Annotated in this window: 25 protein-coding genes and 1 tRNA gene; 23 read left to right on the top strand and 3 right to left on the bottom strand. The window is 59.9% G+C overall.

All coding sequences use genetic code 11. The annotated features are described in order from the left end of the window. The first annotated feature begins 68 nt into the window (after positions 1-68). Genes DES49_RS13910 through DES49_RS13845 form a run of 14 tightly spaced genes read left to right on the top strand, consistent with a single transcriptional unit; the run spans position 69 to position 11,711 of the window. Positions 69-1,325 (top strand): glutamate-5-semialdehyde dehydrogenase, encoded by a 1,257-nt coding sequence (locus tag DES49_RS13910; RefSeq protein ID WP_133737037.1) that lies wholly within the window; start codon positions 69-71, stop codon positions 1,323-1,325. Positions 1,326-1,338: 13 nt separating this feature from the next. Further along, complete coding sequence (gene nadD, locus DES49_RS13905; protein WP_133737036.1) at positions 1,339-1,983, top strand: nicotinate-nucleotide adenylyltransferase; 645 nt, start codon at positions 1,339-1,341, stop codon at positions 1,981-1,983. Positions 1,984-1,985: 2 nt separating this feature from the next. Beyond that, complete coding sequence (gene rsfS, locus DES49_RS13900; protein WP_133737035.1) at positions 1,986-2,339, top strand: ribosome silencing factor; 354 nt, start codon at positions 1,986-1,988, stop codon at positions 2,337-2,339. Between the two features lie 2 nt (positions 2,340-2,341). Continuing rightward, a complete protein-coding gene (rlmH, locus tag DES49_RS13895; RefSeq protein WP_133737034.1) occupies positions 2,342-2,815 on the top strand; it encodes a 23S rRNA (pseudouridine(1915)-N(3))-methyltransferase RlmH in 474 nt (157 codons plus the stop codon). A 3-nt stretch (positions 2,816-2,818) separates the two neighbouring features. After that, positions 2,819-4,720 carry a penicillin-binding protein 2 gene (mrdA, locus tag DES49_RS13890; protein ID WP_133737033.1) on the top strand — a complete coding sequence of 634 codons (1,902 nt, stop codon included), beginning with the start codon at positions 2,819-2,821 and terminating at the stop codon, positions 4,718-4,720. Continuing rightward, on the top strand, positions 4,713-5,858 hold the full coding sequence (gene rodA / locus DES49_RS13885) for a rod shape-determining protein RodA (protein ID WP_133737032.1): 1,146 nt from the start codon (positions 4,713-4,715) through the stop codon (positions 5,856-5,858). The genes mrdA and rodA overlap by 8 nt, the downstream gene beginning before the upstream one ends. A 7-nt stretch (positions 5,859-5,865) precedes the next feature. After that, on the top strand, positions 5,866-6,759 hold the full coding sequence (gene mltB, locus DES49_RS13880; RefSeq protein ID WP_133737031.1) for a lytic murein transglycosylase B: 894 nt from the start codon (positions 5,866-5,868) through the stop codon (positions 6,757-6,759). Between the two features lie 43 nt (positions 6,760-6,802). Beyond that, positions 6,803-7,654 carry a septal ring lytic transglycosylase RlpA family protein gene (locus DES49_RS13875; RefSeq protein ID WP_243865060.1) on the top strand — a complete coding sequence of 284 codons (852 nt, stop codon included), beginning with the start codon at positions 6,803-6,805 and terminating at the stop codon, positions 7,652-7,654. Positions 7,655-7,681: 27 nt separating this feature from the next. Continuing rightward, complete coding sequence (locus DES49_RS13870; RefSeq protein WP_133737029.1) at positions 7,682-8,836, top strand: D-alanyl-D-alanine carboxypeptidase family protein; 1,155 nt, start codon at positions 7,682-7,684, stop codon at positions 8,834-8,836. 10 nt (positions 8,837-8,846) lie between these two features. Beyond that, positions 8,847-9,116, top strand: coding sequence for an HP0495 family protein (locus DES49_RS13865; RefSeq protein ID WP_133737028.1), 270 nt, complete (start codon positions 8,847-8,849; stop codon positions 9,114-9,116). Further along, entirely contained in the window at positions 9,116-9,760 is a 645-nt protein-coding gene (lipB, locus tag DES49_RS13860) for a lipoyl(octanoyl) transferase LipB (RefSeq protein ID WP_133737027.1), read from the top strand. Before DES49_RS13865 ends, lipB begins: the two co-directional genes overlap by 1 nt. Before the next feature lie 11 nt (positions 9,761-9,771). After that, positions 9,772-11,208 carry an ABC1 kinase family protein gene (locus DES49_RS13855; protein WP_133737026.1) on the top strand — a complete coding sequence of 479 codons (1,437 nt, stop codon included), beginning with the start codon at positions 9,772-9,774 and terminating at the stop codon, positions 11,206-11,208. A gap of 39 nt (positions 11,209-11,247) precedes the next feature. Next, entirely contained in the window at positions 11,248-11,502 is a 255-nt protein-coding gene (locus tag DES49_RS13850; RefSeq protein WP_133737025.1) for a GrxA family glutaredoxin, read from the top strand. Between the two features lie 17 nt (positions 11,503-11,519). Further along, positions 11,520-11,711 (top strand): hypothetical protein, encoded by a 192-nt coding sequence (locus tag DES49_RS13845; protein WP_133737024.1) that lies wholly within the window; start codon positions 11,520-11,522, stop codon positions 11,709-11,711. Between the two features lie 11 nt (positions 11,712-11,722). Here DES49_RS13845 and DES49_RS13840 read toward each other — a convergent pair whose 3' ends face one another. Further along, positions 11,723-12,985, bottom strand: a complete 1,263-nt coding sequence (locus DES49_RS13840) for a 6-phosphofructokinase (protein WP_133737023.1) — start codon at positions 12,983-12,985, stop codon at positions 11,723-11,725. Between the two features lie 155 nt (positions 12,986-13,140). Here DES49_RS13840 and mpl point away from each other — a divergent pair, with 155 nt between their 5' ends. The 3 genes from mpl to DES49_RS13825 are packed head-to-tail and all read left to right on the top strand — an operon-like array spanning position 13,141 to position 15,923. After that, positions 13,141-14,514 (top strand): UDP-N-acetylmuramate:L-alanyl-gamma-D-glutamyl-meso-diaminopimelate ligase, encoded by a 1,374-nt coding sequence (gene mpl / locus DES49_RS13835; RefSeq protein WP_133737022.1) that lies wholly within the window; start codon positions 13,141-13,143, stop codon positions 14,512-14,514. A 22-nt stretch (positions 14,515-14,536) separates the two neighbouring features. Then, positions 14,537-15,169, top strand: coding sequence for a flavin prenyltransferase UbiX (locus tag DES49_RS13830; RefSeq protein WP_133737100.1), 633 nt, complete (start codon positions 14,537-14,539; stop codon positions 15,167-15,169). Then, positions 15,159-15,923: an ATP-binding protein gene (locus tag DES49_RS13825; RefSeq protein WP_133737021.1), complete on the top strand. Its 765-nt coding sequence runs from the start codon at positions 15,159-15,161 to the stop codon at positions 15,921-15,923. Before DES49_RS13830 ends, DES49_RS13825 begins: the two co-directional genes overlap by 11 nt. A gap of 19 nt (positions 15,924-15,942) precedes the next feature. Here DES49_RS13825 and DES49_RS13820 read toward each other — a convergent pair whose 3' ends face one another. Then, positions 15,943-17,097: a cytochrome P450 gene (locus tag DES49_RS13820; protein ID WP_133737020.1), complete on the bottom strand. Its 1,155-nt coding sequence runs from the start codon at positions 17,095-17,097 to the stop codon at positions 15,943-15,945. A 140-nt stretch (positions 17,098-17,237) separates the two neighbouring features. Here DES49_RS13820 and DES49_RS13815 point away from each other — a divergent pair, with 140 nt between their 5' ends. Further along, complete coding sequence (locus DES49_RS13815; RefSeq protein ID WP_133737019.1) at positions 17,238-17,498, top strand: hypothetical protein; 261 nt, start codon at positions 17,238-17,240, stop codon at positions 17,496-17,498. A gap of 63 nt (positions 17,499-17,561) precedes the next feature. Further along, entirely contained in the window at positions 17,562-18,092 is a 531-nt protein-coding gene (locus tag DES49_RS13810) for an SRPBCC family protein (protein ID WP_133737018.1), read from the top strand. A gap of 58 nt (positions 18,093-18,150) precedes the next feature. On the opposite strand, the gene DES49_RS13805 is transcribed toward DES49_RS13810, so the two are convergent. Next, complete coding sequence (locus DES49_RS13805; protein WP_133737017.1) at positions 18,151-18,606, bottom strand: hypothetical protein; 456 nt, start codon at positions 18,604-18,606, stop codon at positions 18,151-18,153. A gap of 273 nt (positions 18,607-18,879) precedes the next feature. Here DES49_RS13805 and DES49_RS13800 point away from each other — a divergent pair, with 273 nt between their 5' ends. The 4 genes from DES49_RS13800 (at position 18,880) to rnr (ending at position 24,829) form a co-directional block, all read left to right on the top strand. Next, positions 18,880-20,019: an acyl-CoA dehydrogenase family protein gene (locus tag DES49_RS13800; RefSeq protein WP_133737016.1), complete on the top strand. Its 1,140-nt coding sequence runs from the start codon at positions 18,880-18,882 to the stop codon at positions 20,017-20,019. A gap of 105 nt (positions 20,020-20,124) precedes the next feature. Further along, positions 20,125-22,068: a hypothetical protein gene (locus tag DES49_RS13795; RefSeq protein ID WP_133737015.1), complete on the top strand. Its 1,944-nt coding sequence runs from the start codon at positions 20,125-20,127 to the stop codon at positions 22,066-22,068. A gap of 116 nt (positions 22,069-22,184) precedes the next feature. Next, positions 22,185-22,271: transfer RNA gene (locus tag DES49_RS13790), tRNA-Leu, on the top strand. Positions 22,272-22,360: 89 nt separating this feature from the next. Further along, a complete protein-coding gene (gene rnr, locus DES49_RS13785; protein ID WP_133737014.1) occupies positions 22,361-24,829 on the top strand; it encodes a ribonuclease R in 2,469 nt (822 codons plus the stop codon). Positions 24,830-24,839 lie beyond the last annotated feature (10 nt).

Genomic DNA, 24,839 nt, shown 5'->3' with positions numbered 1-24,839 from the left:
TATAATAGCCTAGTTTCAACATAGTGCTTCGGAAAGCAACCTGATAACAAGCTCCGGTTGGGAGGGGTATGAGCACAGAGGCAATGATGCGTGAACTCGGGCAGCGCGCCCGGGAGGCGGGACGCAGTATGGCGCGGGCCACAACGAGCGCTCGCAATGAGGCCCTGCTGGCAACGGCGCGGGCCCTGGATGCATCCCGGGATAACCTCCGGGAACGCAACGAGCTGGATCTGGAAGCCGGGCGTGAGCGTGGGCTGGATGCGGCCATGCTGGACCGGCTTGAGCTTACGCCTGGCCGCATTGATGCGATGATCGAGGGGCTGCGCCAGGTCGCGACCCTGGCTGATCCGGTGGGAGTGATCTCGGATATGCAGTACCGGCCCTCGGGCATCCAGGTGGGGCGCATGCGGGTGCCGCTCGGGGTTATCGGTATCATCTATGAGTCCCGTCCGAACGTGACCGTGGATGCGGCCAGCCTCTGTATCAAGTCGGGCAATGCCGCCGTACTTCGTGGGGGGTCGGAAGCCATCCATTCGAACCAGGCCATCGCTGACTGTGTCAGACAGGGCCTGAAGGAAGCGGGGCTTTCCGAAAGTGCGGTACAGGTGGTGGAAACCACGGACCGGGAAGCGGTTGGCAACCTGATCCGTATGCCCGAGTACGTTGATGTCATCGTGCCCCGGGGCGGCAAAGGGTTGATCGAACGCATCAGCCGTGAGGCCGAGGTTCCGGTCATCAAGCATCTTGACGGGATCTGCCACAGCTTCCTGGATCGCGATGCCGATCCGGAGAAGGCGCTGGCGGTCACCGTCAATGCCAAGACCCAGCGTTATGGCACCTGCAATACCCTCGAAACCCTCCTTGTGGATCGGGCCGTGGCAGAGGAGATACTGCCGCCCGTTGCCCGGAAATTGGGTGAGATCGGGGTGGAGTTACGCGGTTGCCCGGAAACACTGGCGCTGATTGAGAACGCCATTCCGGCAACGGATGAAGACTGGGAGACGGAATACCTGGCACCGGTGCTGTCGATCCGGGTTGTGGATGGCCTGGATGAGGCGATAGCGCACATCAACCGCTACAGCTCCCAGCATACCGACAGCATCATTACCGAGAACTACACGCGTGCGAGGCGTTTCCTGACAGAGGTGGATTCCAGTTCCGTCATGGTGAACGCCTCCACTCGGTTTGCCGATGGGTTTGAGTACGGTCTGGGGGCGGAAATCGGCATCTCCACGGATAAGCTTCACGCTCGCGGTCCCGTGGGCCTCGAGGGGCTGACGTCCGAGAAGTACATTGTATTCGGCGACGGCCACATCCGCACATGACCGGGAGCCGCTAATGCTTCACGTTTTACTGGGTGGCACCTTTGACCCGGTGCACAACGGCCATCTGCGGATGGCGGTGGAGTTGCATGAGCTGCTGGATGGCGCCCGCATTCACCTGATGCCCTGTCACAGGCCGCCGCATCGGGAGCAGCCGGGGGCGTCGGGGATGGATCGGTTGACGATGCTGAAAGCCGGGGTGGCGTCGGAGCCGGGGCTGTGCGTTGACGAGCGCGAGCTCAGCCAGGACCGGGTTTCCTATACGGCGGAGACGCTTCGCCAGTTTCGCCGCGAGCAGGGGAATGAAGCGCCACTGGCGATTGTAACCGGAAGTGATGCCTTCAACAGCTTCGATCAATGGCGTGAGTGGATGCAAATTCCCCAACTCGCCCATATAATCGTAGTGAACAGACCCGGTTATCCCCTGGCGCCCGGAGAGGGCGCTGCCAAGTTGCTGTCCGAACGCAGTGTGGACTCGCCAGAGGCGCTGCTGACAGCGCCGCACGGAACTATCCTGTCACTTGAGCTACCATTGCTGGATATTGCGGCCACGGATATTCGCAGCCGGGTCTCGAGTGAACACTCAATACGTTATCTGGTGCCGGACCCGGTCTGGCGCCATATTCATGAAACCGGTCTATATGGACCGAACACAGGGTGATTATGGACGCTGAGGCACTGAAAACACTGGCGGTGGATGCCGTCGAATCCCTCAAGGGCCAGGATGTGGTTGTCCTGGATGTGCGTGACCGCACCAGCATGACGGATTACATGGTCATCGCCGCCGGTACTTCGAACCGCCACGTACGCTCACTTGCCGAGGAAGTCGTCCGCCGGGCCAAGGAAGTTGAGGGGACCGGCAAGCCGAAGGTCGAGGGCGGCGAAACGAGTGACTGGGTTCTGGTGGATATGGGAGACGTTGTCGTCCATATCATGCTCCCCGCAACCCGTGAGTTCTACGACCTGGAGCGCTTCTGGCGGGATGCGCCCGGAATCGGGGCAGCGGGCACGGAATAATCATGCATCTGAAGATCATCAGTGCCGGTCAACGTCTCCCGGAATGGGTGAATTCGGGGTTTGAAACCTATCGCAAGCGCTTTCCCCGTGAAATGCGGCTGGAACTGACCGAGGTCCCGCTGGCGGGCAAGTCCGCGCAGGGCGACCCGGATAAAGCACGGCGTATGGAGGGTGATCGCATGCTGGGCGCCCTGAAAGGCAGTGAATACGTTGTTGCACTTGAGATTGATGGCAAGTCCTGGTCGACAGAGAAGCTCTCCAGCCAGCTTGAGAGCTGGCAGATGAACGGGCGCGATACTGCGTTCCTGATTGGAGGGCCGGAAGGGCTTGCCCCGGATTGCCGCAAGCGGGCGGATCAGTGGTGGTCGGTCTCCCCGCTCACGCTGCCCCACCCGCTGGTGCGTGTGCTGGTGGCGGAGCAGCTCTACAGGGCATGGACCATCATCCAGAATCACCCCTACCACAGGGCCGGTTAGACGATGCATTGGGGAACCCTGAGGGACACGGCCCAGGAAAAACGTCTGTTCCAGACGCGCGCCTTTGTCGCCATTCTCGTGGTGGTAGTGATCACCCTGTTACTGCTCGGCCGCTTCTATTACCTTCAGGTTATTGCCCACGAGACCTATACCACTCTGTCTGATCGCAACCGCGTCCAGGTTCAGCCGGTGTCACCGACACGGGGACTGATCTATGACCGCAATGGCATTCTGCTTGCCGAGAACCGGCCCGTCTTCAGTCTGACCATTCTTCCCGAGCGTGTTGATGACATGGAGGCTCTGCTTGCAGACATACAGGAGATTGTGGATGTCCGCGAGGAGGATATCGAGAACTTCCGGCAGCGCCTCAACGAGCGTCGACGGCCCTTTGAGGCGGTAGCGCTGCGTTATCACCTTACCGAGGATGAAATGGCGCGCCTTGCCGTCAATCGCCACCGGCTGCCCGGGGTGGAAACGGATGCCCGCCTGGTTCGGTACTATCCCTACGGAAAACTGACCTCTCATGTGCTGGGGTACGTGGGCCGAATCAATAAACAGGACATGCAGCGACTGGATTCCGTGCGCTATGCGGGCGCCAATTACACGGGTAAGACCGGCCTTGAGCGGGTCTATGAGGATGAGCTGCATGGCGAGGTGGGCTACCAGAATGTGGAAATCAATGCGCGCGGTCGGGTCATGCGCGTCCTGGAGCGGGAAGACCCGGAGCCAGGCGGGGACCTGACAATCAACCTGGATATACGGCTTCAACACATTGCCCAGGAAGCCATGGGCGACAGGCGCGGCGCCATTGTTGCCATTAACCCGGAAACCGGGGGCATTCTGGCGCAGGTCAGCACCCCTGGTTTTGATACCAACAAGTTCGTGACCGGGATCGACCACGAGAGCTATGCCAGCCTGAGAGACTCGAAGGATACGCCCCTTTTCAATCGCGCTACCCGTGGGCAGTATCCACCTGGCTCCACAGTCAAGCCTTTCCTGGCCCTTGCAGGCCTGGACTCGGACACCGTCACGAAATCCCGGGTGGTCCATGATCCGGGCTACTATCAACTGCCAAACAGCAGTCAGGTGTTCCGCAACTGGAAACGGGGAGGGCATGGGGACACCACTCTCGCCGATGCAATCACTCTGTCCAGCGACACCTATTTCTACGACATGGCCCATAACATGGGCGTAGACCTGATGGCGGGCTATCTGCGCCGGTTCGGTTTCGGCTCCGTCACCTCACTGGATGTTCGTGATGAGCGTTCCGGTATTCTGCCAACCCCTGAATGGAAACGGCGGGTTCAGGGTGAGGTCTGGTACCCCGGTGATACGGTGAACATGGGCATTGGTCAGGGGTATTTCCTCGCCACACCCATGCAGTTGGCGGCGGCGACCAGTGTTATGGCCAGTCGGGGTGAACGCCTGGCGCCGCGCCACCTGCGCAGTGTTGGTGGCGAGCTGCCGGGGCGCCATCTTTTGCCGGATGTGGTGAGGCCACCACTGGAGCTTGGCCGTGAGTCGGACTGGGACTATGTGATCGACGCCATGGTGGATGTGGTTCACGGCAGTGAGGGAACAGCGCGGGGCATCAACCGGGGGATGGAGTATAAAATGGCTGGCAAGACCGGGACCTCCCAGGTGTTCAGTCTGGATGGAGGGGAGTACGACGAGGATGAGCTCAAGGAGCGGATGAAGGATCATGGCCTCTTTATTGCGTTCGCCCCGGCGGGTGATCCGCAGATCGCGGTTTCCGTTCTCGTCGAAAATGGGGGCAGTGGCAGCACCTCAGCCGCTCCGGTGGCTCGCCAGGTCATGGACGCATGGATCAACGGGTTCCCCGAGGTAATGACCGAACAGGCCATCCCTGGCGCGATGCAGGAAGCGGAGCTGCCCGATGAGTAAGGAGTTCGTGCGCCAGATGGCGCTTGATCCGGACCACTTCGAGCGGCGACGGGGTGTGATGGCGCGCATGCACCTGGATCCGTGGCTGCTGCTTCTGTTGCTGGGCGTTATGGGATTTGGTCTTGTGGTCCTGTTCAGTGCCAGTGAGAACAGTGCTGCCGCGGTTGAAGCGCAAGTGATCCGGATGGGGGTCGCCTTCGTCATAATGCTGTTTTTCGCCCAGCTTGATCCGCTGCTGTACCGCCGCTGGTCGCCGTTGGTTTATCTGGCGGGGACGCTTGCGCTGGTGGCGGTGATGTTTTTTGGCGAGGAGTCCGGTGGCGCGCAGCGCTGGCTGGATATCCCTGGTGTTACCCGGGTTCAGCCCTCGGAGCTGATGAAAGTGGCGGTTCCGCTCATGGTCGCGTGGTATCTGAGCAGGCAGCACCTTCCCCCAGGGGCCATGGCGATTCTGGTCACGGCGGTGCTGGTAGTCGCCCCCTCCATTCTGATTGCCAACCAGCCCGATCTCGGCACCGCGCTGCTTGTTGCCGCCTCGGGCCTTTTTGTCCTGTTCCTGGCAGGCCTGAGCTGGAAGCTCATTACCACCATGGTCATACTGGCGGCACTGTCCGCTCCGGCTATGTGGCTCTACGTGATGCGTGACTACCAGAAGGAAAGGGTGCTGACGCTGCTGAATCCCGGCAGTGACCCGCTCGGGGCGGGCTGGAATATTACCCAGTCAAAGACCGCCATTGGCTCCGGGGGCTTGTATGGCAAGGGTTGGGAGGAAAGTACCCAGGCCAGCCTGGACTTTCTTCCGGAAAGCCACACGGACTTCATCGTAGCGGTCCTCGCGGAGGAATTCGGGTTTGTCGGCGTCACGATACTGCTGGTTCTGTATGCGCTTATCGTGATCCGCGGCCTTTTCATTGCCTCTGCCGCCCAGTCTTCATTCAGCAGATTGCTGGCTGGTGGTATTACACTCACTTTCTTTATCTATGTGCTTGTGAATGTGTCCATGGTGAGCGGGCTGGTGCCCGTAGTCGGGGTGCCACTGCCGTTGGTCAGTTTCGGGGGAACGTCGATGGTGACCCTGATGCTGGGCTTCGGTATCCTCATGGCGATCCATACCCACCGACGAATGCTGGAGACCTGATCCCCTGATGAAACGATACCTTGTCCTGCTGTTGCTTGTGGCCTGGATAACCACCGGATACGGAGCAGAAAATGAGCACTTTGAGGACTCAGCCGAGGTGGCTGCCTTCATTGATCAAATGGCTGAGAAGGAGGGGGTTGAGCGGGAAACACTGCGGAGCTGGCTGGGTGCCGCCCGACACCAGCAGTTCGTGATTGACCGGATCAGTGCGCCGGCCGAAAAAGTGCTGGAGTGGGGCGAGTATCGTCAGATTTTCCTTACAGACGCGCGTGTGGAGCAGGGGCGTGCTTTCATGGAGCGTCACGCGGATGTCCTGCGCCGTGCCGAGGCGGATTTCGGGGTGCCGCCTGAAATCGTAACCGCCATCATCGGCATCGAAACCTTTTATGGTCGCCATAAGGGCAACGACAGGGTGCTTGATGCGCTTGCCACGCTGGCCTTTGATTATCCACCGCGCGGTGATTTCTTCCGTGACGAACTCAGGCATTACCTGCTCCTGGCCCGGGAGCAGGGCTTTGACCCGGCAAAGCCCGAGGGCTCCTATGCTGGCGCCATGGGCTACGGTCAGTTCATTGCCAGCAGTTATCGCCACTATGCGGTGGATTTCGACGATGATGGCACCGTGGATCTCTTTGATAACCCAACCGACGCCATTGGCAGTGTTGCCAACTACTTCCATGAGCACAACTGGCAACGAGCGCAACCTGTGGCTAGACGCCTTCAGGGGCGGGAAGGCGCGACGCTGGTCTTACCCGCGAGACTGCTCGTATTAAAGGATGGCAATGAAAGGCGGCACTGGCTGGCGTATCATAATTTCGACGTGATTACGCGCTATAATCACAGTGACCTCTACGCCATGGCGGCGTGGCAACTGGCACGCTCGCTGGGACTGGATGAGTAACCCCATGAAGCACCATTTTTCCCCAGGAACTGTGTTGGTATTGGTGGTGTTCACAGCGCTTGTGGCTGGGTGTGCCTCAACCGGGGATGAACGCGTTTCCGACTCCCGCTACACCATGGACCAGGATACGGGGCCGGACCGCCACTTTGACGTATCCACCGTGGTTGAGCCTGAGCCGCGTTATGAACCGCCCACCAGCGCTGGCAATCAATCCCCCTATGAAGTCTGGGGAGAAACCTACGAGGTAATGGATAGCGCACAGGGCTATGAGGCAACGGGAATGGCAAGCTGGTATGGCCGTAAGTTCCATGGGCACAAGACCTCCAATGGGGAAACCTACGACATGTTTGAGCTGACGGCCGCGCACCGAAGCCTGCCGCTGCCAACCTTTCTGAGGGTGACCAACCTGAACAATGACCGCTCAACCATTGTGCGTGTCAATGATCGGGGGCCGTTCCACGGCGATCGCCTGATTGATCTGTCCTATGCTGCCGCCCGCGTTCTGGGTTTCCAGGGGCAGGGCACGGCAAGAGTGCGTGTCGAGGCTGTTGCAACCAGCCCGGGAGGTCGTGACTCTGTTGCGGATGCGGATGCGGATGCGGATGCGGATGCGGATGCGGATGCGGATGCAGAAGGAAAATCAGAAGGCCTCTTTGTTCAGGTGGGGGCATTTGGTAGTTTGTCCGCCGCAACGCAGTTGAGGGACCAGCTTTTTCTGGTTGCCGATTCGAGGGTCCATCTGGTCGAGGCCGCCATTCAGGACGGCACAGTTCACCGTGTCTGGGTCGGTCCGTTTGAAAACCGAAGCGAGGCGGAACAGGAAAAAAGCGTGATTGAACGCAATAACCTGGGCCAGCCGATCATCATCTCCAGACCGTTGGATGCAGCGGGCTGATTCAGTCGATTCATCAGGAGCATTACCATGCAGAGTCTGCTTCGCGCACTCTTCATTCTTATTGTTTTTACCGGAAGCCAGGGAGTGTGGTCCTCTTCAGCACTGATCCCTTCGCCACCGGATCTGGGTGCCGGGTCCTACATCCTGATGGAGGCCCGTAGTGGTCGGGTGCTGGTTGAGCATAATGCGGAAAAACGTATGGAGCCGGCCAGCCTGACCAAGATGATGACGGCCTACATTGCAGACCGGGAAATGGAGGAGGGGCGCCTGACCATGGACGAGGAAGCCCGTGTCAGCGTCAGCGCGTGGCAGACCGGTGGTTCCCGGATGTTCATCCAGGAAGGCAGCACCGTTACCGTCGGGGAACTGATGCGGGGCATTATCATCCAGTCCGGCAATGATGCCAGTGTGGCTCTTGCCGAGCACATATCCGGTAGCGAGAAATCCTTTGCGCAAATGATGAACCAGCAGGCCAGCCAGCTGGGCATGGACAATACGCACTTTACCAATGCGACGGGACTTCCCAACCCGGACATGTACACCACTGCCAAGGATATGGCCCTCCTCTCCATCGCCAAAATCCAGGATTTCCCGGATACCTACGACCTCTATTCCCAGCGGTACTACACCTACAACGGTATCCGTCAGCCCAACCGAAACCGCCTGTTGTGGCGTGATAAATCGGTTGATGGGCTGAAGACAGGGTACACGGAAGACGCCGGCTACTGTCTCGCCGCATCCGCCAAGAAGGATAGCATGCGCCTGGTCGCCGTGGTTATGGCAACGGACAGTGCCGAGGCCCGGGCGAGTGAGGCTCAACAGCTTCTCAACTATGGGTTCCGCTACTATGACACCAGTCGTCTTTACGAGGGCGGTGAGAAGATCACCGGAACACGCGTCTGGAAAGGGGAAGGCGATCAGCTGGATCTTGGTGTGTCGGAAGACCTTTACCTGACGTATCCATCGGGAAGCCGGGACGATCTGGAATCGTCGGTCGAGGTTGATACCATTCTGGAGGCTCCAATACAGCGTGGGGCCGTTCTGGGTAAGCTGACGTTATCACTCGATGGCGAGACCGTGGCCGAGCGTGACCTGGTCGCATTGCACGGAGTTGAGCCGGGCGGCTTTTTCAGTCGACTCTGGGATTCGATCAAGCTTTTCTTCATGAACCTGTTTGGATAATTGTGATTGCATGAGTCAGACCAAGGGCCCTGAAATTGAATTCCCCTGTCACTATCCCATCAAGGTGATCGGGGATCACACCGAGGATTTTGCACACGAGGTGACACGCGTCATCCAGCGCTTTGATCCTGGGTTCGATCCGGCCTCCATGACGGCGCAGCCGAGTCGTAACAGCCGCTTTATTTCCGTCCGCGTGGCCTTCTACGCAGCCAGTGAATCCCAGATCAGGGAGCTGTTCGAGGCACTGAAGGCCACGGGCCGGGTTCATATGGTGGTCTGATGGCAACCACACCCGGCGGAAACAGGGAGCCTCTGGCGTTCCACCGCTACGGCCGGCGGCCCTACAAGCCGGTTTTTGAGGCCATGAAGGCATTCACCGACGCCCGCGACGAAACAACACCGGACCAGTGCTGGCTGCTCGAACACGAGCCGGTCTTCACCCAGGGCCAGGCGGGGCGCGCCGAGCACGTGCTTGCCCCGGGGGATATTCCCGTCGTCCAGGTCGATCGTGGGGGCCAGGTAACCTATCACGGCCCCGGCCAGCTGATGGTCTACCCCTTGATCGATCTTGCGCGGCGGCGCCTGGGCGTTCGTGAATTCGTCACCCTCCTGGAAAGCCTGACGGTGGCAACGCTTGCCCGCTGGGGCATCGAAGCGGCGCCGAGACGGGATGCGCCCGGCGTTTATGTTGAAGGGCGGAAAGTCGCGTCACTGGGCCTGCGGGTAAGGCGTGGCAGGGCTTACCACGGCCTTGCCATCAATGTGGACATGGACCTGGCTCCCTTTCAACGGATTAATCCCTGTGGTTATGCGGGCATGCCGGTAACCCGCCTGAGTGACCTGACCAGTGAGCCGGTGACCCTGGATGGTGTTGCTGAGGTTGTGGAGCAGGAGCTGTGTTATCGTCTCAGTGAGAAGTGTTAGGGGACTGTTGAATGCCATCCGAGAAGAAACCCCGTTCGGTGGACCGGATCAAGACCGGCAGCTTTGAGCGGCGCCTCAGCCTGACCCGCGCTGGCCTCTATGCAGGCACCCGTATGGCGGGCCACTACGCCACAAACTGGTTCGGAAGTCGCGAGCGCCGTGACAAACGCCACAGCAGCATGCTCACCCGCCAGGCTGAATTCCTTGTTGAGGAGCTTGGCCAGCTCAAGGGCAGTGTCGTCAAGATCGGTCAGATCATGGCGTTGTACGGGGAGCATTTCCTGCCGGAAGAGGTCACCGAAGCGCTGCATACCCTGGAAGACAAAACCACCTCGCTGGAATGGCCGGTTATTGAGCGGACCCTCAAGGAGGAACTGGGTGATAAGCGATTCGCGGAGCTGGATGTGGAGCCTGATCCCATAGGTGCGGCGTCACTGGGGCAGGTGCATCGGGCGGTAAGGCGCTCCGATGGAACCTCGATTGTTCTTAAGATCCAATACCCCGGTGTCGCGGAAGCGGTGGATTCCGACCTTAATTCGGTCGCACAGCTTCTGAAAATGGCCCGGGTGGTGTCCTGGGGGCCGGATTTCGACGAGTGGCTCGAAGAAGTCCGGACCATGATGCACCGGGAAGTGGATTACGAACTGGAAGCACGGACCACCGAATCCTTTCGGCTCAAGCTTGAGAACGATTCCCGCTTTGTCGTGCCCCGCATTATTCACGAGTATTCCGCCCCCCATGTGATTGCCTCAACCTTTGAGTCAGGCTACTCGGTTGGCTCGGAGCCGGTACAGTCCCTGTCCCTGGAACGGCGCTCGGAACTGGGCAAGGCCGCCCTTGAACTCTTCCTCAGCGAACTCTTCATCTGGAACGAGATACAGACCGATCCCAACTTTGGCAACTACCGCATCCGTCTGGCGGAGGATACCGGCGACCGGGACCAGATTGTGCTGCTGGATTTCGGCGCCGTACAGCGTTACTCCGATGATTTCCTGGGGCCTGTGCGGGAAATGATCCGGGCGTCGTATGAGCAGGACCTGGAGGCGGTCATACAGGGGGGCATCAAGCTGCGGTTCATGGACCCCGAGTGGCCGAGACCCATACTGGAGCGTTTTGGACGGGTCTGTATGTCCGTTCTGGAGCCGCTCAGTGGCGATATTATGGAGAAACCCGACTACGCCCTTAACGCCAACGGGGAGTATCGCTGGAAACAGAGCGACCTGCCCAATCGAGTGGCCCGTCAGGCAACACGCTCCGCGATCAGTCGCTATTTCCGCATCCCGCCGCGCGAGTTTATTTTCCTCAACCGCAAACTGGTCGGCGTCTATACCTTTATCTCGGTGCTCGAGGCCGAATTCAATGGTGAGCCAATTCTCAGGGAGTACCTTTACGGTGATGCCTCGTCCCACGAGTCGGCGACGGGCATTGAGGAGTCTGGTAAACTCTGAGCGTTTTTGGACTCAAAGCAGTATTGGAGAAGTGGCAGCATGAACAAGGTAACGATTTACGGACGTATGTCCTGCGGTTTCTGTACGAGGGCGCGTCGTCTGTGCGAGGTACGCGGCCTGCCCCATGAATGGGTGGATATGGAGGAAAAGGGCCTGACCAAGGAGGATCTCTCAAAGCTGACTGGCTCTCCCGTCAGGACAGTCCCGCAGATTTTTGTCGATGGAGAGCATGTTGGCGGCTTCGACGAGTTTGCGAATTACGTCGAGACGCATCTGGACGCCCAGACTGGATAATCAAAAGAGAGGTACGCATGGCATCTGATGACAGTGGTATGCCGCGCCCGGAAGATATACCGGAAAAGCGCTGGGAACAGCATCTTGACTGGATGCAGGTGACCGGCAGTACGCTCGACGAACACCTGAAGGAGCACAGGAGCGGCGAGCTCTGGAAGCAGTTCCAGCGCCGCTCAATGACGCGGCGCCGGAGCGACGACGAGTCCTGAGGGGGTGGCCCTCAGGGCGTGAAAGGCTCCTTCAGTCGCTTTTCCACCAGATGGTTTTTCAGTCTGGCCACCTTGGGAAGACCGTTCTCATAGGGGGGGTAGGCTTCGCCCTGGATCAGTGGCTCCAGGTATTCGCGGCAATCCGTCGTGATGCCGAAGCCATCGTCGGTCGTGTAGTGGATGGGCATCTTCTTTTCCTGATTGGCCACTTCGTTGAGCGGCGCCTCACTGATGTGCCAGCGGTAGGGCGATGACGAATCCCGCTTGATCACCGGCATGATCCCGTTACGACCTTCCAGCGCATAGTTGACGGCGGCTTCCCCGACGGCGTAGGCCTGCTCAAGGTCCGTCTGCGAGGCGATGTGGCGGGCGGAGCGCTGCAGGTAGTCGGCAACCGCCCAGTGGTTCTTGTAACCCAGCGACTGCTTCACCATGTTGGCCAGGGTCGGTGCCACCCCGCCGAGCTGAGCGTGACCAAAGACATCACGCGGACCTGCCTCCGACAGAAAACGCCCATCGTCATACTGGGCGCCCTCGGAAGCGACGACCACACAGAAGCCGTGGTCCTTCACGCTCTGGTCCACCTTGGCCAGGAACGCCTCCCGCTCAAACGGATGCTCCGGGAAGATGATGACGTGGGGCGCCGAACCGGGCTCCTTTCCGGCCAGTCCGCCGGCGGCGGCGATCCAGCCCGCATGCCGGCCCATGACCTCGAGGATGAATACCTTGGTGGACGAGTCGCACATGGACTGGACGTCCAGGCTTGCTTCGAGGGTTGAGGTGGCAATGTACTTGGCCACGGAACCAAAGCCCGGGCAGCAGTCGGTGAAGGGCAGGTCGTTGTCCACGGTCTTGGGGACGCCGATGCAGCTGATCGGATAGCCCATCCGCTCGGCCATCTGGGAGACCTTGTAAGCCGTGTCCTGGGAGTCGCCGCCCCCGTTGTAGAAGAAGTAGCCAATGTCATGGGCCCGGAACACCTCGATCAGGCGTTCGTATTCCCGCCGGTTCTCATCAATGTTGCGCAGCTTGTAACGGCAGGAGCCGAAGGCGCCGCCCGGGGTGTGCGTCAGGGCGCGGATGGTGTCGTCATCTTCATGGGCGGTATCGATGAGATCTTCCTTGAGGGCCCCCGTGATGCCGTTTCGCCCCGCCAGTACGGTACCAATACGGTCACTGTTTTTGCGGGCTGTCTCAATGACGCCAGCGGCACTGGCGTTGATGACAGCTGTCACACCACCGGACTGGGCGTAGAAAGCGTTTTTAGGCGCCATGATGATTTGAGCCTCCTGCGATCACGTGAATTGCGCGCATGATACTTGAAAGCGTTGCTCAGTGCATGATCCATGCGACTGCTGATTGGGTTTGAACGGCAATTCCAATACCATACCGGATCAGGTTCACATTAAGGCAGCCAGGCGTACCGATCATGCATATTCATATACTGGGCATCTGTGGCACCTTCATGGGAAGTCTGGCCATTCTTGCCCGCGAGCTCGGGCATACCGTGACCGGCTCGGACGAGAACGTCTACCCGCCCATGAGCACACAGCTCGAGAACGCGGGGATTGAGCTGCACGAGGGGTACAGCCGCGAGGCGCTCAAACCGGCTCCGGATCAGGTCGTGGTCGGCAATGCCCTGGGACGCGGCAATCCGGCGGTGGAGTACGTGCTCAACCGCAACCTCCCTTATGTATCCGGTCCTGAGTGGCTGGCCCGGGAGGTGCTCGGTAATCGCTGGGTGCTGGCGGCCGCCGGGACCCACGGCAAGACCACCACCGCCTCCATGATGCTCTGGATCCTGGACCAGGCCGGTTTTGATCCGGGATACCTGATCGGCGGTGTCCCCAATGACTTTGAGCACTCGGCACGACTGGGCTCCTCCGACTTCTTCGTGATTGAAGCGGACGAGTACGACAGCGCCTTCTTCGACAAACGCTCCAAGTTCATCCATTACCGGCCCCGCACGCTGATCCTCAATAACCTGGAGTTTGACCACGCGGACATCTTTGATTCCATTGAGGACATCGAGAAGCAGTTCCACCACCTGGTGCGAACCGTGCCTGCAACCGGGCTGATCGTGCGTCCGGCGCGTGACCGGCATCTGGATCTGGCCCTTGCGCGCGGCTGCTGGACGCCCATCCAGACCACGTCGGTAGGGGGCGAGTCGGATCTTTCGGCCTGGCGGGCGGAACTCATGGAGAGTGATGGCAGCGATTTCATGGTCATCCACAACAACCAGCCCGTGGCGCGGCTGCGCTGGAACCTGACGGGACACCACAATGTTCGCAACGCGCTGGCGGCCATTGCCGCGTCCAAGCACGTGGGCGTAACGCCGGATCATGCTATTGCGGCCCTCCAGCGTTTTGGCGGCGTGAAACGGCGGATGGAACTGTTGACGGATGTTGGCGGCATTCGCCTGTACGACGATTTTGCCCATCACCCCACGGCCATTGCCACCACGCTTGATGGTCTGCGTGAACAAGTGGGGGATGACAACGTAATAGCGGTCGTTGAGCCGCGCTCCAACACCATGCGCCAGGGCTTCCACGGCGATCGCCTCCTGGAGGCCACGCAGCTGGCCGACCGGGTCATCTGGGTCGACTATGATGCCCAGGAATGGCTTCGGAACATGCTGGCGCAGGCCGGGCCCAACCACAGCAGCCACTCGGTTATGGAGGAACTGGTGATGGATGTATGCCGTGACCTGCCCAGGCCCTGCCATATTGTACTGATGAGCAACGGCGGCATGGGCGGCCTCCGTGAGCAACTGGTAAAGCAGCTGGAGACCTGTTTTGGCTGAATCACGCGTGATCAACCTTGCCATGACCGGCGCTTCGGGCGCCCCCTATGGCCTGCGCCTGCTTGAGGAGATGATTGCGGCAGGCTGTCAGGTACGCTTCATGGTCTCGCGGGCGGCGCAGGTGGTGATCAGCACGGAGACGGACCTGCGCCTGCCGGGCAGCCCGGATGCCATGCAGCAGTACCTCGAAGAGCGCTACGGGGCTGAGCCGGGCCAGCTCCAGGTGTTCGGGCGGGAGGACTGGTTCGCGCCGCCCGCCTCGGGCTCGGGGCCAAAGGCGCCGCTGGTGATCTGCCCCTGCAGCACCGGCACTCTCTCGGCGCTGGCCAACGGTGCCAGCGACAACCTCATTGAACGCGCGGGCGATGTGGCACTCAAGGAGAAGCGCCAGCTGATCCTGGTCCCACGCGAGTCTCCCTATTCAGAAGTCCATCTTGATAACATGCTGCGACTCACGCGCATGGGGGCCATCATCATGCCGGCCAGCCCCGGCTTCTATCACGAGCCGGCCACGGTAGGGGATCTGGTGAACTTCATTGTCGCCCGACTCATGGACCACCTGGATCTGGATCAGTCCCTGGTCGCCCGCTGGGGCGAGGCCCGGGCCGCCATGAAATCCAGCCGTAGTAAAAGCGACATTCCCGATGGAGATTGACTGGAAGATCGTACCGGCCGCCATCTGGCGCCGTTATCGCCAGGGCCTGCGCCCGGTGGAAGCGCCGGACCCGATCCGCTGGGAGGACCTTCACGGCATCGACACCCAGAAGGAAAAGCTGGCCCACAATACCGAACGCTTCCTGGCCGGAAAGCCGGCCAACCACGCGTTGCTCTGGGGCTCCCGGGGCACCGGCAAGTCGTCCCTGGTCAAGGCCCTGCTGAACCGCTACCGGGAGCAGGGACTGCGGGTGATCGAGGTGGACAAGGAAGACCTGGTCCACCTCCCGGAAATCGTCGATGATATCCGCCAGCGCCCGGAGCGGTTCATCATCTACTGCGACGACCTGTCCTTCGGCGATGGCGACCCGGCCTACAAGCCGCTAAAGAGTGTCCTTGAGGGCTCCATCGAGCTGCCGCCGGAAAACGTGCGCGTCTATGCCACCTCCAACCGCCGTCACCTGATGCCGGAGTATTTCAGCGACAACCGCAACACCACCATGGAAGATGGCGAGATCCACCCCTCGGAGGCGGTGGAGGAGCAGATTTCGCTGTCCGACCGTTTTGGCCTCTGGCTGTCCTTCTATCCCTTCCGCGAAGAGGTCTACCTGGAAGCGGTGGATGCGCTTTTTCCGGACGTGCAGGACCGCGAAGCCCTGCATCGGGAAGCGCTGCAGTTTGCGTTGGCCCGGGGCGGGCGAAGCGGTCGCACCGCACAGCAGTTCTACCGCATGCGCAGTGGTGAAATCCGCTGAAGCGTCCGGGTTTCAGGATTCAGCCGAACGCCAGTTTGAGTGACGCGAAGCCGCCGGCCGGGTAGTGCGCACGGCGCGGCTCAGCGCCGCTGGCATGGCGGAATCGGGGCCGCCAGTACAGCAGCTCCTCGAACAGGGTGCCCAGCTCCAGCCGCGCCAGGGGCGCACCGGGGCAGACGTGAATGCCGGCGCCGTAGAGCAGGTTACTGGAGGCATTCGCCTCGGGTCTGATGGCATCCGGATCACCAAACACTGCCTCGTCCCGGTTGGCGGCCGCCCATAGCAGGGTGATGCGCTCGCCGGCCTCGATCCGGCGCCCGCCGAGGGTCACCGGGCAGGTGGTAACGCGGCGGTTCGACATCAGCGGTGCGTCCCGGCGCAACAGTTCATCAATGGTGGCATTCAAGGTTTCCGGTTGGGCGGTAATTCGCTCCCGCAATACCGCATCGCCAGCCAGGGCATGCAGCACAATGCCGACACTGGCGCTGATCGTGCCCAGCTCGCCGACCGTCCAGTTGCGCAGGATGCTGACCAGCTCCTCATCGCTCAGCGAGCGGCCATTCACGGTTTCATTCATCAGCGCCGTGGTGGTGTCGGCAGGCGCCTGGTTGCCGGCTTCGCGGCGTTCCGCCAGCAGCGAGCGAATGGTGCTGTCGAAGTCCACGGCCACCTGGGCCATGGCCTCGCGGTCGCCGGAAAGGGTGGCGGCCAGGTTGCGGTGCAGCCATTCGCGTAGCGGTTCGTGGAGATCCGAGCGCCAGCCCATAAAAGCGCATTGGATGCGCAGCGCAAAATCCTCCGCAAAGGCCGGGATCACATCCACCTCGCCCTGTTCAGGGAGGGACTGAACCAGCTCCCGCGCGATGCGGCGGCACTCCGGCTCAAACCGCGCCATGGCATCCGGGCTGAAGTAGGGCTCGATGATGGCCCGGTAACGCCCGTGTTCCGGCGGGTCCATGCCATTGGGAACCGACAGGTGCTGGGAAACGGTGTTGGAGAAGGTTTCCGGCTCATGCAATACCCGCATCACGTCCGCATGACGGAAAAGCGACCAGTGCTGGTAGTCGCTCCAGGCCACGGGGCATTCACAGCGCATGCGGTCATATGCTTTCAGCGGCTGATGCAGTATGGCCGGATCCCGTGGATTCCAGTCCGGATTGCGGGTGTTGCTCATGAAAATATCCTCAAGGAAAGGGCGGCACACTCTGCATTATGACGCACGGGCTGCGGTAGTGCGGCTGAATCCATCAAGTTTTATGGGCGCCTTGCCTTACTCCTCATAAGGATTTAACAAAAATACATTAATATAAATATTTGGATCAGCTCCGTACCGCGAAACGGGAGGAGCGGGTTCATGGCGGCCACGTTGAGTGTCCCTCCGGACTGGCGAGCCACCTGATCCAGATGGAAGACGCCCTCGAGACGCCTATGCAGAAGGAAGAGGAAGTGGTGTTTCCGATGCTGGCTCGTGGGATGAACGGCATAGCAAACCAGCCCGTGGAACTGGAAAACAATGTGCTGTTCGCGGATCTCACAGAGACGGCCTTAGCGGGTTTGATAGTCATCAAGTGGTGACGCTTCCGATTCGCGTAAGCTGGCGATAGCTCAATACTGCATGCTTTCTGGAGGGTCACATCGATGAGCGATGAAATAGTAATTACCACTGAGCGCGCGGCGTTCGAGCAGGTTGACGGCGGTTGGCAGGTCACGCTGGCGCGGGAACTGGTGCATCCACCGGAGCGGGTCTGGGCATGGCTGACCGAATCGCAGTACCTGCGTGAATGGCTGGCGCCCGGGGAGATTGAGCTGAGCCCCGGCGGGCGGGTCCGGATTGAGTTCGAGATGAGCGGTGAACCCATTGATTCCCATCTGCTAACCCTGGAGCACGAACGGCGCCTGGCCTATTCCTGGAGCAACGGCGATAGGCCGCAGCGGCCCATCCGCTGGCTGCTGCAGCCTGGAGGCGGCGTGACGAGGCTGAGCCTGACACTGGAACTGCTGCCCGACGATCGCATTACCCTCAGTGCCGCTGGCTGGGATGCGCACCTGCAGATGCTGGAGGCCGCGCTGGAAGGGGTCTCGATCAATTTCCCGATAGCGCGATTCAAGGAGTCCCGGCAGCAGTTCGACGAGGCTTTAGCAGAACCGGAGTCATGTTGGTCACCCTGATGGCGCCGACCCTTCTGACGCACAGGCTGGCCAGCTCTTCTGATTCAGAAGGGGTGATTCAGAATTCGGGTCCCCAGATGCCGATCAATGCGCCGGTTCCCACGATCAGGGTGCCAACGACCTCCGCGAAAATCAGCAGCACCATGCTCATGGTCATCACCCAGGAAGGCAGAGTGAACCGGCCCAGAAGGTGAGGTTGCCGGAACTGGTTGCTGGTGTCCTGGAGGATCCCGTGCAGGATGTAGCTGGCAATGGCCAGAGCAAAAAAGGCCAGGGCAGCGACGACTGAAAGGCTGTTGATCCAGTCCGGAAACACGCTAAGGCGTGCAAACGCACCCAACAGCAGGGCCGCGAAACTGTAGAGCAGCGAGCTGCGGTGGGCGATGTCCACATACCGGGGCGCGCTGGCCCTGCTGGAACGCCGTATATGCACCCATTTCCAGACACCGGTGAGCAGACCGGTCATAAAGAAAATGAAGGCAGCGCTGAGGCAGAGTTTTTCAGCCATTGTCATGAAGGTTCTCCAGCCGGACGATGCTGGTCACTGAAGCATACTGCAGGCGCATGAGCCACCCAATCGAACGAAAACTTCCACTCCTTCCGCGGAGGTCTTTGGGTCATATTGTGAACGGGTGGTTCTGTCTGGGGCACGGCGGCCGGGATCCGCAATCCTCAGGCCGGGGGAGCCGTTAGGCGATCAGGCCAACCGGATTGATGGTTTTGGTCATTGTGGCAATGCCGGCGCCCCGCGACACTGAGCGCGAATGGACAACACCGGAGCCCATAGATGATCTCTCGCCCTCTCTTCGACAGCGACCACAACCAGTTCCGTGACACCGTTACCCGCTTTCTTGAGCATGAAGCCGTTCCCCACCACGGCCAGTGGGAAAAGGACGGCCAGGTCAGTCGCGAGCTCTGGACCAAGGCCGCCGAGCTGGGTCTGCTTTGCCCCAACGTGCCGGAGGAATACGGTGGTGCCGGGGTCGACTTCCGCTACAGCGCCGTGGTGATGGAAGAGGTCAGTCGGCTGGGCCTCTCCGGCATCGGCTTCTTCCTGCACTCGGACATTGTCGCGCCCTACATCCTCCACTACGGCACCGAGGAACAGAAGCAGAAGTACCTCCCTAAGATGGCCCGAGGTGAGATGATCACCGCTATTGCCATGACAGAACCCGGCGCCGGCAGCGATCTGCAGAGCATTCGTACCACCGCGGTGAAAAATGGCGATCACTATCTACTCAATGGGTCCAAGACCTTTATCACCAATGGCCAGATGGCGGACCTGGTGATCGTGGTTGCCAAGACCGACCCGAAAGAGGGTGCCAAGGGCACCAGTCTCTTCCTGGTAGAAGCCGACTGGGAAGGCTTCGCCAAGGGGCGCAACCTGGAAAAGGTCGGCATGAAGGCCCAGGACACCTCGGAGCTGTTCTTCCAGGACGTAAAGGTCCCTGCTGAAAACCTGCTGGGCAGCAGCGAAGGGCAGGGCTTTATGCAGCTGATGCAGGAGCTGCCCCAGGAACGTCTGCTCGTGGGTCTGGTGGCGCTGGCCGCCTGCGAGGGGGCCTTCCAGTGGACGCTGGACTACACCAAAGAGCGCAAGGCCTTCGGCAAACCTGTCATCGGCTTCCAGAATACCCGCTTCAAGCTGGCTGAGCTCAAGGCCGACATCACGGCGGGCCGCACCTTCGTGGACCGGTGCCTGGAGCTGCATCTGGATGGCAAGCTCGACGTCCAGACCGCCGCCATGCTCAAACAGTGGACCACCGACCTGCAATGCCGGGTCATGGATGAGTGCCTGCAGTTGTTCGGCGGTTACGGCTACATGTGGGAATACCCCATCGCCAGGGCCTGGGCCGACGCGCGGGTGCAGCGTATCTACGCCGGGACCAACGAGATCATGAAGGAGATCGTCGCCCGCTCCTTCTGAGCATCCGCGTTTCACAAATGCCAAGCGTATCAAGGTAAGCGCCGCCCGCGTCCGGTACAGTCGCGTCAGGGAAATGACCCAGACAACGCGACGGGTGGCGCACTCATGAACAAACGCATTCTCCAGATCGGCCTTCTTGCCATGGTCGTGATTGGCCTTGCCGGCTGCCTCAGGGAAGAAAGTTCCGATGAGTTCGAGGAGGACATTCAATCCCTGGCTAGTCCCATCAGTAACAATGATCCAGATCGTTACCATGGCCGGGTTATGAACGGTAAGCTGGAAAACGCCCTGGTCTGGCTCGATAGGGATGCCGACGGTCAGTTTGATGACGATGAGCCGGGCGCGTTCACCAATGCCGAAGGGCGTTTTGAGCTGGATATAACCGGGTTTCAGACGGGTAAAGATGAAGCTGACATTAACCCCCGTGAATTTCCTCTTATGGCCACTGCCATTCCCGGTTTTACGAGGAATGGGCAGGGGGATACCGTTGATCAAGCTTTTTTTCTCCTGGCTCCTCCCGGTGTGGAACTGGTGACGCCCTTCACGACCATGGCGGAGACGTGGCGGCGTCTTCAGGGACTTGAGGTTCGCGGTGAGAACAGCATCGAAATTGGCGAGGCGGTCAGCAGAGCCGGTACCGAGATCAATAATCGGTTGAGCGGTACTGAGGAAGCCATCGGGGTTTATTCCGATTATCTGGTAAGCGGCGCCGAGCGGGTCCCTTTTTATGCTCGCGCTTTACGGCGTCTTATCCAAAAACAGGTTCCTGGTGATATTAATGAGCTTGTGCGGGATCTAGGAGGGGCTGAATCGCCCGATGAACTTTCTAGCCCAGCGATATTTGCCAAAAAGGATCTGGCGGTGATTGGTTCCATTCTGCTGGATCAGGCAAAACCGATTCTCGGGGAGGTTGATGAAGCAATCCAGGTAAACGGGGGTGTTGATGGTTTTCAGCTTCCCGAACTTGAGAGCGTCAGAAGTTTTAACCCCGACCTTAGCGACCCCTGGCTGCTTCGTGAGCAAAGGCTTTACCTGCCGGTAGACGGAGGGGACCCCTTTACCTTGGGTGACTTGGGCGAGGTTCCGGACGGAGCACGCCAGGCTGGCGCCAGCCGGTATGACTACGGTTTGGGAACAGTGTTGCGCCGCGCTACTGTGCGTGGGCATGTGGCCCCATCCATGGAATTTGTGACGCGTCTCGCCAATGAAAGCGGCCGTATGGCGGATCAGGGTGCTCAGCTTGGAGTGGGGTTTGATCTGGATGATCCGGTCCCTGGCGCGGTAGATACGACTGACAGTCCTGATGAACGATTCCTTTTCGACTGGAGCTGGAGTAAGGACGGTAACCTGGCGAGTCTGCAGTCATTGCGGTTTGATACGGTCGGCCTTGGTAGTCTGGCGGACTATGAGCCGGAGGATGCGGATCGTTTCTACCGTGTCTCCACCGTTGAAGAACTTGAAGAAAATACTCGTATCAGTGCGGTGGAGCGTGTTGATGGCAATGGCAATCCGCCCGATTGGCTTATTGAAGAGCCGGCCAACGATGGGTACGAAAGCACGATCGATTTCCGGGTCTACAATCTTTCCAATGGGCAAGAGCGCAATCGGACAATTACCGGGTTCTCGGAATGCGGTGAGCCGAATTTCAGTGCGCCCAATGACCGCGTCGCCAATGCCAAGGTGGAAGTGACCGTTAAAGATGGCAATGGTGAAACAGTTGCGACTGAAAACTATTATGGCCATCGCCGGGAATCTGATGAGCCCGGACCCCGGTTCCGGGTTCTTTCAGTAGAGCGCTTGCCAAACAATGGAGACCCGACGAGTCGCTGGGATTATGAATATTATGACGACACCAGCGAGGGGCTGTTATCAGAGCAACAGCCGGACCTGCTTCGCTCCCTGCGAAAGACCGAGAGTGGCTTTGGTACTTATTGCCCGGATAGCGAGGGCGGTGAGCGGGATATAAGTGGAACCAATCTGGACGCCATGATCACGTATGAGCATATCCGGTTCACGCAATACCTGGAGCAGATCGGAGCCGGTAACTGATGGATCAGGGGGGGGTGCCGTAAACGACGAGTCGAAAAGGATTTGACAGGCCCCCTGACGCGCAGTAAAGTACGCGCCAGATTCGGGCGGCGCCCGGAGCAACAGAAAGACCTCTTGCCGAGGTGGCGGAAATGGTAGACGCGCTAGCTTCAGGTGCTAGTGTCCGTAAGGACGTGGAGGTTCAAGTCCTCTCCTCGGCACCACTTTTTATCCTTCCCCTTTTGTGCTCCCATAACAGTTTTCGCCCCCCTAGGTCCTAATAATATTCACAATCCAGCCACAGGCGAACGCAATGGCTTCAGGAACCCTGCAAGACGACCCCCACGGAAAGCGCGAAGCTGAGAAGTATGAGCGGCCCGTACACAGCCGTGAAATGATTCTGGAACACCTCAAGAAACGCGGCGCGCCCGCTACCCACCAGAAGCTCTGCGAAGAATTCGATCTCGATGACGAGGAGCTTATTGAAGGGCTGCGTCGTCGGCTTATTGCGATGGCCCGGGATGGTCAGCTGATATGCAACCGTCGGGGCGCCTATCTGCCCATCACCGAAGCCGATCTCACTCGCGGGCATGTTCAGGGCCATCGCGATGGCTTTGGTTTCGTGGTTCCGGACGGCGAGGGAGATGACCTTTTCCTCAATGCGCGTCAGATGCGCCAGGTGTTTCATGGAGACAGGGTCCTGGTCCGCGAGGATCAGCGCGATGCACGTGGACGTCGTGAAGGGGTTATTGTCGAGGTGCTTGAGCGCAATACGCATCAGGTTGTGGGCCGCCTCCATCGTGAAGACGGTATTGCCATGGTCCAGCCGGAAAATGCCCGCATCAATCAGGAAATCCTGATCCCCGAAGAGGGTTGTGGAGGCGCCGGCCATGGCCAGTATGTGACGGTCGCCATTGATAAGCAGCCCTCCATGCGCAACAAGCCCGTTGGCCGCATTGTGGAGATCCTGGGTGATCACATGGCGCCTGGTATGGAAATTACCGTGGCCATCCGTTCCTACGGCATACCGGACCAGTGGCCGCCCGCGGTGACCGAGCAGGCCAGACAGATTCCCGAAGAGGTTTCAGGGGAAGCCAAGCAGGGTCGAGTCGATCTGCGTGATATGCCCCTGGTGACCATCGACGATGAAAGTGCCCGTGACTTTGACGATGCTGTTTTTGCCGAGAAGCGCAAGGGCGGCGGTTACCGGCTGGTGGTCGCCATTGCCGACGTGGCCTGGTACGTGCGCACGGGGACGGCGCTGGACGAGGAAGGCAAGAATCGGGGCAACTCGGTGTACTTCCCGGACTATGTGGTTCCCATGCTGCCGGAGAAGCTCTCCAACGGGCTCTGTTCCCTGAATCCGGGCGTTGATCGCCTCTGCATGGTCTGTGACATGAACCTGAGTCGTGATGGCCGGATTACCGGCTATCACTTTTACGAAGGGGTAATGCACTCCCATGCACGCCTGACCTACAACAAGGTCAGCGCCATTCTGGAAACGCCCGATTCCGACGAGGGCAAAAAGCAGCGCGAGCAGTACGCCTCGGTGGTGCCCCACCTCGAGACGCTCTACGGCTGTTACGACATGCTGCGCCAGGCCCGGAAGGAACGGGGTGCCATCGAATTTGAGACGACCGACACCCAGATCCGTTTTGATCGTGAGCGCAAAATCAGCGAGATCGTGCCGGTGGTGCGCAACGATGCCCACAAGCTGATCGAGGAGTGCATGCTGTGTGCGAACGTAGCCACGGCCCGCTTCCTCAAGCAGCATAAGATCCCGACGCTCTACCGTATCCATGACGGACCCTCTCCGGAACGCCTGGCCGACGTGCGCCAGTTTCTGAGCGGGTTGGGCCTGGATCTTCCGGGCGGCGATGAACCAGAGCCCCAGGACTACCAGAAGGTTCTGAGTCAGGTTGCTGGCCGGCCCGACTCCCACATCATCCAGACGGTGATGCTGCGCTCCATGAAGCAGGCGGTGTACAGCTCCGAGCAGCGCGGTCACTTCGGGCTCGGCTTTGATGAATACGCCCACTTCACCTCGCCGATCCGGCGTTATCCCGACCTGCTGATCCACCGGGGCATCAAGTCGGTTATCCATCGCAAGGCAAAATCCGGTGCCATGGAAAGCCTCAAGGGATTGTTTGGCAGCAATACCAAGGCCAAGACGGTGGTGCCAGCAGAGAAGCCGGATCCTGAACTGGCGCGCTATGACTATTCACTTGAGCAGGTCCAGCAGCTGGGCGAGCACTGCTCAATGACCGAGCGGCGCGCCGATGACGCTACCCGTGATGTTACGGCCTGGCTCAAGTGCGAATTCCTGGAAAGCCATGTCGGGGATGTTTTTGATGGCGTGATCGCTTCCGTAACCGGCTTTGGGTTCTTTGTGGAACTGTCTGGAGTCTATACCGAAGGCCTGGTGCATATCTCCGCCCTGGGTGGTGATTTCTATCACTTTGATCGTGTGCGCCATACGTTGATTGGCGAGCGCACAGGCACAACCTATCGCCTGGGTGACGAAGTCCGGGTCCGTGTGGTCCGGGTGGATCTCGATGATCGCAAGATCGATCTGGAACTCGAAGATTCCGAAACCGGGGGCAAGGGCGGCAATAAGAAGAAATCCGGAGCAAGCCGGCGCCGGCAGTCACCGAAGAACGATGGTGGCAAGGGCGGCAAGAAGGACGGCGGCAAGAGTGCTGGAAAGGAAGGCGGTAACAAGGAAGGCGGCAACAAGGGCGGCGGTGGCCGTAAACGCCAGAAGTCCCGTCGTGACGGCTGACCAGGGAGGT

The organism is Halospina denitrificans, assembly GCF_004364635.1.
Classification (GTDB): domain Bacteria; phylum Pseudomonadota; class Gammaproteobacteria; order Pseudomonadales; family Oleiphilaceae; genus Halospina; species Halospina denitrificans.
Note: the sequence above shows the minus strand (reverse complement) of the source record. Positions and strands in the feature narration are given on the sequence as shown.